Below are 12,249 nucleotides of genomic sequence, written 5' to 3' on the forward strand. Positions count from 1 at the left end.
GTCGTGCGGTTCCTGCAGTCATCATGTCGCACGTGGAGACGATTCCGGAAGCGGCAGGTGACCCCGTGCGTCCACTCCGGACGCCGCCAGAATTTGCCCACTCACGGTAGCTTGTCGCTATGCCCGAGCGCCTCGGAGTCATTTTCGTACATGGATTTCTGTCGTCCGCGGCCACCTGGTCGCCGTTGCTGCGGCTGATCGAGACCGATGCCGACCTCGGATTCCTCGACCTCCACCCCTTCGAGTACCCGAGCCCGCCCATCTCGCTGAACCCCTTGCGCCGTATTCCGGACATCAATGACATCGCCGACAGTCTTCGCACCTACCTGGCGCAAATCGGCAGCGGTCACTCCGGAATTGTTCTGGTGACGCACAGCCAAGGCGGTCTCGTGGTGCAGCGGATGCTGGCCCGGACCCTCGCCGTCGGATGCGGGCCCGAACTGGCCCGGATCCGCAGAATAGTGCTGTTCGCCTGTCCCAACTCCGGGTCCGACCTGGCTCTGCTGCTCCGCCGGGGTGGCCTGTGGCGACACCCCCAGGAACGCGAACTGCGGCCACTCGACCAGGCCATCTCCGACGCGCACCGGATCGTCGTCAACCAGATCATCCACGCCACCACGGTCACGCCCGCCACCTGTCCGATCTCGGTCGTCGCGTACGCCGGCGACCGCGACGGAGTCGTGACGCCCGTCTCGGCGAGGAGCGTCTTCCCCGAAGTGGGTGTGCTGCCCGGCGACCACTTTTCGATCATCAAGCCGGACTCGCACGAGCACCGGACCTACGTGGCCCTGAAACGCCACCTGAAGGAAGCCCTTCCGATGACCGACGTTCCGGCGCCGCGACCGTCCAGCGAGGGACTCACCCCGACGACGCAGCCGGCCCGTGTGACGGCCGCCGAGTATCGCGCGCTGGTGGATCTGTTGCTTGCCGTCCCACGGATGACCGAGCCCGCATTCCGCGAACAGGTCTACGAACTCCTACCGCCGGTGATCGTGCACCAGTTGCGGCGCGACACCGCGGCCCGGGTGGAACTGTTCGCTCTGGTGCGGAGTTTCGAGCACTACCGGCACCTGGCGCCCGGAGGTTCGCTCGCCTCCGCGCTGGAGACACTCGTCCCTGACCATCCGGCGGTCGCCGATGTGGTCGACGCGCTGAGCGGCGCGGGTCTACACGGTCCGTCGGAGCGCCGATGAGCGGGACCGGAGAGCGACAGGTGTTCAGGCGCGTGGGTTGACCGAGCTCATGTTGTCGCCCGAGAAGGGAGCCGGTACGAGGCGCGGGGCTCACTGACGGGTCAGCTTCGCGGAGACACCGAGATGGCCATGATGACGCTGTTGACGACAGTGGCCGTCGCGGTCCGGGTCACGGCTGCCCCTGCGGCGTCGGCGCCCCAACCGCCCTGCTCAAACTCCTTGGCTCGGCTGATCACCGGTGACGTCCACGGGATCTCGCGGTGGAACTGCGGGAGGGTCCCGCTCGCCGAGAGTAACGCCGCGAGCGCGACGACCCTGGCCTGCGGCTCGGCGCCGTCCACGAGGACCCGCCGCACGTCGGCGAGCAGGCGGGACCGGCGTTCGGTCCGGCCGTCGCGCAGCGCCGTCGTCCGGAACAGGCCGAGCACCTTACGGGGCTCCTGGTCGATGTCGCCCCGCGCGATGAGCCGTTCCAGAACCGGCTCTCGCAGGGCGGGACCGATCGCGGCCAGCGCCGTCTGCACCCCGCGCGGTTTCTCGGCGAGGTAGTCCCACGCCGGATGCAGGAGGGCGTCCGTCGGCGGGTGACCGGCGACGCTGCTGACCCGCTGCCGGTCCGTCGTGGTCAGGTGTTCGCCGAGGGCGAGGTCCGCGAGGACGGCCCCGCCGAGGACGTAGAAGAGGGTGTTCTCGCCGGCGATGGTCCCGGATGCGGGTCCTGATCAGCTTCCCCCGCTCCTTCGACGCCCGCCGCCTGGCGTACTACCTGGTCGGGGCGGCGCTGCTGGTGGGTGCGGGGATCGGTGTCGTGACGGTGGTCGCGCCCGACTCCCCGGGCTGGACCACCTTCGGTGTCACCGGCACGACGATCGGCGTGCTGGTGGTCACCGTACTGAGTGGCGAGCCGGGACCACCCACCGGCCCTAACCCCACCAGGGCAGGGTGCCAGCCCGCCAAAGCGCGGATCACGCCGAGGACGGCAGGGCGTCGAGGCGGGCGCGGACCGATTCGCCCATTGGATGGTCGAGGTCGGTGAGAACGCTCAGGGCCTGCTGCCACACGATCCGCGCGGCGCCCGCGTCCCCCGCTCTGAGGTGGGTGTCGCCGAGGTGAGAGAGGGTGTCCGCCTCATGGGCGCGGTAGCCGAGTTCTCGGAACAGTCCGAGGGCCTGCCGGTAGCAGTCGACGGCCCGATCGTACTGGCCGAGGTGGTGTCGGGCGTGGCCGAGGCTGTCCCAGGTGGCGGCCGTACCGCCGCGGTCGCCCACCCGGCGCAGGAGGCTGAGCGCGTGCTCGCAGTATTCGACGGCGGTGGCGTGGTCGCCGAGCAGCGTGTGGCACCAGCCGACGGCGTTGAGGGCGAACGCCTCGCCGCGTTCGTGTCCGGCCGCGCGGTAGAGCAGGACGGCCCGGCGGGCGTGCTCCAGGGCGCTGGGCAAGTCCTTCCGGTGCTCGTGCAGGTAGGCGAAGAGGCGGTGGATGAACGCCTGCCCGGCCGTGTCGTCGCTGCCCACATAGAGGTCGAGGGCTCGGTGCAGGTGCTCCTGCGCGTCGTCGAGCCGCTGCAACCGCAGGTCGGTGTGGGCGAGGCTGAGGTGGGCGCCGGCACGCGCGGCCGGAATGCCGAGCCGGTCCGCGCACTCCAGCGCAATCCGCCAGGCGACGGCGCGGTCGTACCAGTACCCGCGTCGTTCGAGGTACGTGTCGAGGGCCCAGGCGAGCTGCCAGGCCGCCCGGTCGAGGCCGGACGCGGCGACGAGGCGCAGCGTGGCGAGCAGGGCGGCCCGCTCGGCGTGGAACCAGGCCGTCGCCTGGCGCGGGTCCGCCAGGTGCTCCGCAGTGTCGGTGGCTGGCGGTGGGTCGAGCGCCAGCGGAATGGGATCCCGCTGGGCGTGCACGAGCCGGTTCGCGGCGTGTGCGGCGTGCGTGTAGTGGCCGACCAGGCGCGACCGCGCGGCCCGCCCGTCGTCGGGGGCAACCTCCTCGGCGGCGTACGCGCGCAGGAGGTCGTGCAGGGCGTACCGGCCGGGTGCCGGCTCGGCGACCAGGTTGGCGCGGACCAGTTCGGCCAGCAGGCGGCGGGTGGGGGCCAGCGGTTGCCCGGCGAGGCTCGCCACGGCGTGCACGCCGACGTCCGGGCCCGGGTGCAGGCTCACCAGGTGGAACAGCCGCCGCGCGCCGGCGCTCAGCGCGGCCTCGGACCAGGAGAAGACGGCGCGTACCCGGGTGGTCGGATCGCCGGCGTCGAGAGCGTCGAGGCGGCCGTGCACGTCGTCGAGTTCGGCGGCGATCGCGGTCAGCGGGAACGCGGTCTGCTGCGCGCGGGCGCAGACGATGGCGAGGGCGAGCGGCAGCCGCGCGCAGGCGGCGATGATCTGCTGCACGGCGGCCGGGTCGGCGGTCACCCGGTCGACACCCAGGCGGCGGGCCAGCAGGAGCCGGGCCTCGTCGAGGTCGAGGACGTCGACGGCGAGCGCGTGGGCGCCGTGCACGGTCACCAGCGGAGCGAGCCGGTCGCGGCTGGTGACCACGGCGGCCGACGTGGACGTGCCGGGCAGCAGGAGCCGGACCTGGTCGGCGTCGCGGGCATTGTCGAGCACGACGAGGATCCGCTTGCCGGCCAGCAGGCTGCGGTAGCGCGCCGCCTGCGCCTCCGGGTCGGCGGGGATCCGCTCGGGCGGTAGGCCGAGGGATTCGAGCAGGCCGCGCAGCGCGGCGGCCGGCCGGACCGGCACCCCGCCGGGGTCGAAGCCGCGCAGGTCGGCGTAGAGCTGGCCGTCAGGGAACCGGTGGGCCACCTGGTGCGCCCAGTGCACGGCCAGGGTGGTCTTGCCGACCCCGGCGGTGCCGGAGATCACCGCGAGCACGCCGCCCGTCGCCACCCCGGTGGGCTCGGCCAGCAGCTTGTCGAGGCCGGTCAGGGCGTCGGTACGCCCCACGAAGCCGCGGACGTCCGTGGGCAGCTCCGCCGGCACCGGCGCCGGCGTACCGGCGGCCGGCGCGGCCCGGGGGAGCGGGGAGGAACCCTGCAACAGCGCCTGGTGGAGCGTCTGGAGGTTCGGTTCCGGGTCGACGCCGAGCGCTTCGGCCAACCGCGTCCGCAGTGCCGCGTACTCCCGCAACGCGTCGGCGGTGCGCCCGAGCGCATGCTGGGCCCGCATCAGCGCGGCGGTGAGCGACTCCACGAGCGGGTGTTCCGCCGCCAGTTCGGCCAGCAGCCCGATGGTGACGGCCGGGTTGTGCGCACCCAGCTCGGCATCCGCCCACGCCACCACGGCGTCCAGGTGCTCGCGGATCCAGCTCTCCCGCATCCGGGCGGCCCAGTCCCCGGCGATGCCGGCCAGCGGTACGCCCTGCCGGAGCCCGATCGCCGCGCGCAGGGTGGCCAGCCGTTCCCGGTCGTCACCGGTGTCCCCGGCGCGCAGCAGCAATCGACGGAACCGGTGCAGGTCGACCAGTTCCTCGTCGATCTCCAGCACGTACCCGCCGGAGCGGTGCACCAGCGGCGGCGGGTTGGCGTCACCGGCCGCCTCGCGCAACACCTGCCGGATCCGGGTGACGTGCGCCCGCAGGCTGCCCCGTGCGTCGGCAGGGGCCTGCTCGCCCCACACCCGGTCGACCAGCGCGGCCTGTTCGACGACCCGGCCCGCGTCGACCAGCAACGCCGCCAACACCGCCCGCTGTCGCGGCGGCCCCGGGTCGACCGGTCGTGCGCCGGCGAGAACCTGCACCGGGCCGAGCAGTCGGTATCCGACCGGTTCGGCCCGTCCGTTCACCACGAGACCCGCACAGCATCAGCCACCTTCGGCGTCGCAACGATTCCACAACGGAACGGTCCATCGTCGGTTGCCATTCTCTTCGTGCCCGACCGAAACGGCACACGGGGGTCCGGAGGTATTCGGTCGAGCCGAGAGGGAAGGAGGCAGCCATGAAGATCGTCGTTCGCACCGTGGAGTCGGTGAAGACCACGCAGTACCCCGATTCCTGATCGAGCCTGGCGGGCGGCCGTCGTTCCCCGGCGGCCGCCCACCCCGGTGAAACCCCCCTCGGACCCGGAGGTTTGTCATGCGCGTCGGCCTCAAACCCTGCCAGTGGGAGCGCGTCGGCGACGGTCTCGTCGTCGTCTGCGACCCGAGTCGCTCGGTGCAGCTCGACGACCCGGACGGCCAGGTGGAACGCCTGCTCTCCGTGCTGTCCGACCAGCCGGGAACGGTCGCCGAGCTACGTGCCGCCCTGGCCGCCGACGGTGTCGAGGTCAGCACCGACGACCTCAGCGGCGCGCTGGACGCGCTCGACGGCCTCCGGTTGCTGCGGGATCTCGACCGGCACGTCGACCGAGCCGGGGCCGGACGGGATTTCAGCAACCTCGCCTTCTTCGAGCTGCACGCGACCCTGGACGCCAGCGAGGCCGACCTGCAACGGCGGGTACGCGACGCCCATGTCCTGCAACTGGGCACGGGCGGGCTCGGCTCCAACGTCCTGCAGAACCTGGCCGGCCTCGGCGTCGGCAGGCTCACCCTGGTGGACGCCGACGAGGTGGAGCCGCGCAACCTCGCCCGGCAGTTCCTGTACCGGGAGGCCGACCTCGGTGTCACCAAGGTCGACCGCGCCGCCGACTGGGTGCGCGCCTTCCACTCGGGCATCACCGTCGAGGCGGTACGCCGCTGGATCGGCGGCCCCGACGACATCGCGGACCTGCTGCCCGGCGTCGACCTGGTGGTGTCCGGCGTCGACCAGGGCGAACGGATCGACAACTGGGTCAACGAGGCGTGCCTGCGCGCCGGGGTGCCCTGGATCCGGGGCGGCATGGTCGGCTCCCAGCTCATCTACTTCTCCGTCGACCCGGGCCGCAGTGCCTGCTACGAATGCCGGGTCCGCGCCTACGGCGACGGCCAGGGCATCGAGGCGTCGGTGCTGGAGCCGGCCGCCATGACCGCGCAGCGGCTCAGCGCCCGCATCTCCCGCGTCAACCGGGCCAACGGGCCGTCGGCCGCGCTGGTCGGGTCCCTCGTGGCGTTCGAGGCGCTGCGCTACCTGACCGGCTACGAACCGCCGTACGCGGCGGGCGCCGAGGTGTTGGTGGACCTCTCCGCGGGCTGCCGGCCGAATCGCGAGCCGTGGCCACGCGACCCGGACTGCGCCATGTGCGCGGTGGCCGGCGCCCGCACCGCCGCCACCGCGTCATGACCGACGCGACGAGCACGGTACGGCTGCGCCCGCTGACGCTCGTCGAGGAGGGCACGGACGTCCTCGTCGGCGACCCGGAACGGGGCACCTACGTCGCGATGCCCGCAGTGGGTGGCGTCGTCATCCGGGCTCTGTTGGACGGCGCCCCGCTCGCCGAGGCCGCCGAGCGGGGCGAGGCGTTCGCGGGCGAACCGGTGGACCTGGACGACTTCGTCGCCGTCCTGACCGAGCTGGGGTTCGTGGACACCGACGAGGCGCCCACGCCGGTGCCGACGGCCGCCGTGCAGCAACGCTCCTGGACCGCCGGCCCCCCGGCGGCACTGGTCCGGCCGCTGTTCTCCCGGGCGGCCTGGGTGGTCTACGCCGCCGCCGCGATCGGGGTGGTGGCGTGCCTCCTGGTACGCCCGGACCTCTGGCCCCGACCGACCGATCTCCTGCTGACCGGTGACGTCGGCACCAGCCTGCTGATCATGCTGCCGGTCACGTACGCCCTGGTGGCCGTGCACGAGGCGTGGCACTGGCTGGCCGCGCGCGCACTGGACCTGCGGACCCGCTTCGGCATCGACCGACGGCTGTTCTTCCTGGTCTTCGAGACCGACCTGTCGCAACTGTGGAGCGTGCCGCGCCGTCAACGCTACGGCCCACAGCTCGCCGGGCTGGCCGTCGACATGGTGCTGCTCGCGGCGCTGCTGGCCGGGCAACTCGTCCTCGGGCCGGTACGCCCACTCCCGGCGCTGGTCTTCGTCCTGGTGGCCAGCACGCTCTGGCAGTGCATGATCTTCCTGCGCACCGACCTGTACGCCGTCCTGGTCACCGCGATCGGCTGCCGTGACCTGTGGCGGGTCAAGTCCCTGCTGCTGCGGCGGGCCTTCGGCCGGCTCGACGAGCGGCACCGCGCCGAGCTGGACCGGGCCGACCCGCACGACGTGCGGGTGGGCACCTGGTTCCGCTGGCTCTGGCTCGCCGGGTGCCTGCTCGCCGCCGGCTACTTCGTGCTGTTCTACCTGCCGCTGCTCCGTTACGTCGGCGGGTGGGCGGCCGACGGGTTCGCCGCCGGGGTGGGCAGCGCGCGTCTGTGGTGGGGCTTGGCGACGGCCCTGCTGGTCTACGCGCCGATCCTGGCGACGCTGGTGCTGGCCGTCAAGGCGGTGCGCACCCGAGCGGGGCGGTGAGCCCGCTGCCGCACGGGTCGCGGAGGCATCCGCCCAAGCCCGAGCCCGCCCGGGGGCGGTTCACGGCGTCGCCATCTCGACCGTCCCACCAGGTCGGGCTGGTCAGGAAGTCCGCGCCCTGCTGAGCGTGGCCTTGGCCGTGGCGAGCCAGTAAGGCGAATGGACGTCGGTCCAGATGGCCACCGCCGCCTCGGCACGGCGTCGGGCGAGGTCCGGTCGTCCGGCAGACAACTGGGCTTCGGCCAGGCAGTGCAACGCGGCCGCCTCGCCCCAGCGGTTCGCCGCGGCACGGTAGACCCAGAGGCATTCGGCCAGCACGCGTCGGCCCTCGACCTCCTTGCCCTGTTTGACGAGGACGTCACCGAGCCAGCAGCGGGCGTGCGTCGCGCTCAACTGGTCGCCCAGCGACAAGCTGATCCGCTCGGCGGTGCGGTAGTGCCGTTCGGCGGCGGGGTAGTCGCCGCGCAGCCTGCTGACCTGCCCGAGGCAGCGCCACGCCTGCGCCTGCCCCGGCAGGTAGCCGATGGCCACGCTGCGCCGCAGGCTCTCGTCGAACACCGTCACCGCTTCGTCGCGGCGTCCCTGCTCCATCAGCGTGACACCGAGGCCGGTCGTCGCGTAGATCAGGCAGTTGTCGTTGCCGGCCGCCTCCGCGAGGTGGATGGCCCTGACGAAATGTTCCTCCGCCTCGGCATACCTGCTCTGCAGGCGGTAGAGGTAGGCCAACCCGGCCGAGGTGCTGGCGATGCGTGCCTTGTCGGAGGGATCAAGCATGTCGATCGCCGCGCGGTAATGGCGCTCCGCTGCCGGGTAGTCGTCCACGATCGTCGACAGCTCACCCAGGTTGCGCCGCAGGCTGGCCCCGACCGGGCCGTCAGCCACCGATCCCGTCGCGCGGCTGTGCAGGTGCAGCCAGTCGTCGAAGTAGCCCGACAGCTGCATGAATGGCGCGAGAGCCACGATCAGACCAGCCGCGGGCAGCGGCACGGACGGCAGCATGTCTTCGGCGAGCGTCTTGAGGAAGCCGTACTCGTCCCGGAACCAGGCGAGCGGGTCGTCCAGCACCGCGTCACGTGTCTGGTCGCTGAACGACCAGGGCGGGGCCGTGAACGGCACCTCGTCGAAGTCCGTGTTGATCCGGATGCCGGCGGCGCTCGCCAGGCCCAACGCCCCGCCGAGCATCCGCAGTCTGGCCCGCTCCGTCTGCACCGGCGTGAGGATCTGCGCCGCCTTGTCCCGTGCGAACGAGGCGACCAGGTCGTGCATCCGGTAGCGCGGTGCGGCGTTGTCGGTGTAGCGCACGAACAGCAGATGCAACTCCGCCAGGTCGTCGAGGAGCTTCGTCGCGTCGGCCGGCGAGGTGTCCATCAGCGCCGCGAGTGCCCACGGGGCGACGTCCACCGTGTCGAGCTGCGCCAGATAGGACAGCGCCTCCTGCTGGCTCCTGGACAGCGCCGCGTACGTCAGCTCGATGCTGGCGCGTACCGCCACGTCGCCCACCGTCAGCTCGTCAAGCTTTCGATGCTCGTCCGCGAGGGCTCTGGCCAGAGCGCCCAACGGCATGTCCGGGCGAGCGGCCAAGCGGGCCCCGGCAATCCACACGGCCAGCGGAAGCCGTTCGCAGCGGTTCACGATCTGGAACGCGGAGGATTGATCCCGGGCGACCCGATCCTCACCGATCATGCGTTTGACCATCTCCAGCGCTTCCGGCTCGCTGAGCAGTCTCAGCGGCACCCGAAAGCCGTCCAGCCCGGGAAGGACGCTCCGGCTGGTGACGATGGTGGCGGTCTTCGGCCCCGAGGCGATGAGAGCCTGGACATCCCGGCCCGCGGCGGCGTTGTCGAGAACGACGAGCACGCTTCGCTGCGCGAGCAGGCTGCGGTAGAGGTTGATGCGCTCTTCGAGCGCGGCGGGCACGGAGTGGCTGCTGACGCCGAGGGCGCGAAGGAAGACACCGAGAACGTGCCAGGAGACGCCCGACTGGGGGTGCGGGCCACGCAGATCGGCGAACAGTTGTCCGTCCGGGAAATGCTCAACGGCCAGTTGCGCCAGCCGGACCGCGAGGGTCGTCTTTCCCACCCCGGCCGGGCCGGTGATCACTACCGTACGCCCGCTCTGCCCGTCGGCCCGCAGAATGTGCCCGGCCCGGGTCAGTTCCGCCTTTCGCCCCACGAACGAGGTCGGCCCACTCGGCAGCAGATACGGCGTGACCAGGTCCGTCCTGCCGGGGGTGGCACCGCCGGCGGTTTCCCCCTCGACCTCCGACTGAGCCAGCTGACGACGCCGGCGTACCCATTCGGCCACCTCGTCCGGCGGCAGATCACACGCCTCCGTGATGGCGACCACGATGTCCAGGGACGGCAGTGTCGGTCGAGCGAGCGCCGAAGCCAGGGTGCTCGCGGGCAGGATCCGCCCTTTCTGCCGAGCCAGCCGGGTCAGATCCCGGAAGGAGCGCCCCGACCAGGCTTTCAGCTGGCGGAGCGCTGCCACATATTCCTCTGCGGTGGCCGCCGTGCGGGGTACCGGTGCTCGATCTGGCACGGTGAGGAGTGTAACTGGCTCGATTCAACCTCCGATCGCGTTTAACTCGTTGGGCGGCTGGCCCAGAAGGCCCTCGGTCTGTGTCGTCGCCGAGGTCAGACGCCGCAGGCCAACGTGGTCGTCGACGTCTTGGACGTCCCGGTGGCCGCGTTGTAGATCGCACCCTTGAACGTGTGGCTGGCCGTACCCGAGCATGGGTGACTCGTGGAGCGGCTCCTGTTGCCACTGAAGCTGGAGTAGTTGAGCAACCGCCAGCTCACGCCGTTCCAGACGTAGAGCTGCGTCTCCCAGCCGGAGGAACTGCCGCATCCGGACGTGGTGCCCGTGGTGACAGCACTTCCGGAGCTCTTGACCGGCGTCGAGATGGTCCAACTGCAGGCCGCCTGGGCGGGCAGGACGGCGGTCAGCGAGGCTGCGGCCCCCAGCACGCCAGCCCCCGCCACCACGACCCCCCGTTGCCACAAAGTGCGCGTCATGGTCGATCCCCTTCGCATAGCTGCTCGGTGTTCGCGGTTGGATAACCAGTTGTTGCCAGGCCCCCACGACATGCGGCGAGCCAATCATCGGTACTGAATTCGATCAAGACATCAACGTGTACGAAGCTGTTCGGATCTGTACCGGGAACGAGAATCGCGCAGCACAACTCGAATCAGCTGATCGGCGACGTGTCCAACACCCGCGCCGCGTTGCCTGCTCGCGTGCGCAGGAGTGCGGACGCCGTTTCGACGTCGGATCGGTGCTCCGCGACGATCTCGTTCTCGAACTCGGCGATGAGATACCTGAGGACGCCGGTCAGGTTGGTCTCGGTGCGACAGGCGCGGTCGGTGACCGCGACGGCGACCTCTTCGCTGGACGGCGGCGTGCTCGGCTGCGCACCGCGGGCGTTCCACCGTGGGTCGGCTGCTGCGGCGTCCGGATCGCGGTAGTGGTGGCCGTTCCGGGCCATGCACTCGCTCCACGCCCGCAGCACCGACCGGTAGCGCGCGTCGGCCATGGCTCGGTCCGCGGCCCGGCTCTCAAACCATTCGAAGGCGAGGTGTGGTTCCACGGTGGGATCGACCGTGGCGAGGACGGGTGGCTCCTCGGTGCCGTTGATCTCACGCTCGGCGGCACCGTCGCAGCCTCCGGCGGGGACGGTCATCGCACCGTGCGAGGCGGTCTGGCCGAAGTAGACCGCGGTCTGCTCGGCGGGAATCAGCAGGTGCCTCCTACCCCGTCGGGCGGCGGCGGACATGTCGTCGGCGAAACCTGGTGGGCCTACGTAGCCGTACTCGCGTACGTCGTACACCCCCTGCCAGTAGAGCTGCGTCGCGTGCACCGGATATTTCAGCGGCGTCGCCTGGGGCACGTTCAGGCGCAGGCCGAACCCCGCCATGCACCTCTCGATCAGTTGGTAGAGCGCGCGCGACACCTGGACGGCACCCTCTGGTGAGAGCTCGTACCTGTCGAACGGCAGGCTCAGATCCACCGCCGCGCCAGGCTCTTGGGATATCAGCGGCACGGATGGCACCTCCGCCTCGGGCGCGGAACAGCCCACCAGCAGGATGGCCGGCAGGGCCAGCGCCACAATGCGTCTCCGCCACGACATCGTCGCTCCCTCGGATCGGGGTGGCCTGCCTCGTGCGGGACGGGGCAGGCCACCAACCACTACTTCCAGGTGGACGCGCCGCCGTAGTAGACCGGGCCGCCGCCCGGGTTGCGGCTGTACTTGGCCTGCACGATCGAGGTCTCGGTGTCCCGAACTCCAGCGGTGTAGTCCGGGGACCAGCCGGTGCTGCCGTCGCGCCGCCCACACTGGTAGAGGCTGTTGTTCGGGGTGTACCTCCAGATCAGTGCCACCAGGCCGCTGAACTCGGGGTTGTAGACCTTCGCCCAGGCGAACCATCGTCCGGAGTACTGGCCCTGGTTCACGCGGATGTACGCACCGCCCGCGCCCGGGATGGTGTACTGGGTGCCCGAGACGGCGCTGATGTTGCTGGCCAGGTTGGGATTGGACAGCCAGTTTCCACAGAACGTCGGTTCGTCCGCCATCGCCGGCGGCGCTGCCGCGAAGGTGGCACCGCCCACCGCGAGAAGTCCGGCCATCACCATTGTCGCGAGCCTTCTGCGCATCACTGCTCCCCTTCGTCGCGCACCTGCGGCGGCCGGGCTCAGCC

10 protein-coding genes are annotated in these 12,249 nt (G+C 71.2%); 3 read left to right on the forward strand and 7 right to left on the reverse strand.

Translation table 11 applies throughout. From position 1 onward, the window contains the following. The first annotated feature begins 119 nt into the window (after nucleotides 1–119). A complete protein-coding gene (locus tag AC3EN4_RS06795) occupies nucleotides 120–1,193 on the forward strand; it encodes an effector-associated domain 2-containing protein (protein ID WP_435205058.1) in 1,074 nt (357 codons plus the stop codon). A 101-nt stretch (nucleotides 1,194–1,294) separates the two neighbouring features. Here AC3EN4_RS06795 and AC3EN4_RS06800 read toward each other — a convergent pair whose 3' ends face one another. From AC3EN4_RS06800 to AC3EN4_RS06810, 3 genes are all read right to left on the reverse strand, one after another. Next, nucleotides 1,295–1,894, reverse strand: a complete 600-nt coding sequence (locus AC3EN4_RS06800; RefSeq protein WP_435205274.1) for a GOLPH3/VPS74 family protein — start codon at nucleotides 1,892–1,894, stop codon at nucleotides 1,295–1,297. A 61-nt stretch (nucleotides 1,895–1,955) separates the two neighbouring features. Next, the gene (locus tag AC3EN4_RS06805) at nucleotides 1,956–2,081 is read right to left on the reverse strand and encodes a hypothetical protein (RefSeq protein ID WP_435205059.1); all 126 of its coding nucleotides are present in this window, start codon (nucleotides 2,079–2,081) and stop codon (nucleotides 1,956–1,958) included. 77 nt (nucleotides 2,082–2,158) lie between these two features. Next, the gene (locus tag AC3EN4_RS06810; RefSeq protein ID WP_435205060.1) at nucleotides 2,159–4,969 is read right to left on the reverse strand and encodes an AfsR/SARP family transcriptional regulator; all 2,811 of its coding nucleotides are present in this window, start codon (nucleotides 4,967–4,969) and stop codon (nucleotides 2,159–2,161) included. A gap of 289 nt (nucleotides 4,970–5,258) precedes the next feature. Here AC3EN4_RS06810 and AC3EN4_RS06815 point away from each other — a divergent pair, with 289 nt between their 5' ends. Beyond that, complete coding sequence (locus tag AC3EN4_RS06815; RefSeq protein ID WP_422735661.1) at nucleotides 5,259–6,380, forward strand: HesA/MoeB/ThiF family protein; 1,122 nt, start codon at nucleotides 5,259–5,261, stop codon at nucleotides 6,378–6,380. After that, entirely contained in the window at nucleotides 6,377–7,552 is a 1,176-nt protein-coding gene (locus AC3EN4_RS06820; RefSeq protein ID WP_435205061.1) for a hypothetical protein, read from the forward strand. The genes AC3EN4_RS06815 and AC3EN4_RS06820 overlap by 4 nt, the downstream gene beginning before the upstream one ends. A 102-nt stretch (nucleotides 7,553–7,654) precedes the next feature. Here the strand turns inward: AC3EN4_RS06820 and AC3EN4_RS06825 are convergent, their stop codons facing one another. The 4 genes from AC3EN4_RS06825 to AC3EN4_RS06840 all read right to left on the reverse strand — a co-directional run bounded on the left by AC3EN4_RS06825 (nucleotide 7,655) and on the right by AC3EN4_RS06840 (nucleotide 12,205). Then, on the reverse strand, nucleotides 7,655–9,652 hold the full coding sequence (locus tag AC3EN4_RS06825) for a tetratricopeptide repeat protein (protein WP_488179811.1): 1,998 nt from the start codon (nucleotides 9,650–9,652) through the stop codon (nucleotides 7,655–7,657). Nucleotides 9,653–10,188: 536 nt separating this feature from the next. Next, a complete protein-coding gene (locus tag AC3EN4_RS06830; RefSeq protein WP_435205063.1) occupies nucleotides 10,189–10,569 on the reverse strand; it encodes a hypothetical protein in 381 nt (126 codons plus the stop codon). Nucleotides 10,570–10,742: 173 nt separating this feature from the next. After that, nucleotides 10,743–11,681, reverse strand: coding sequence for a hypothetical protein (locus AC3EN4_RS06835; protein ID WP_435205064.1), 939 nt, complete (start codon nucleotides 11,679–11,681; stop codon nucleotides 10,743–10,745). A 59-nt stretch (nucleotides 11,682–11,740) separates the two neighbouring features. After that, nucleotides 11,741–12,205 (reverse strand): hypothetical protein, encoded by a 465-nt coding sequence (locus tag AC3EN4_RS06840; protein ID WP_435205065.1) that lies wholly within the window; start codon nucleotides 12,203–12,205, stop codon nucleotides 11,741–11,743. Nucleotides 12,206–12,249: the final 44 nt, after the last annotated feature.

The sequence above is a fragment of the Micromonospora sp. bgisy143 genome, assembly GCF_057708145.1.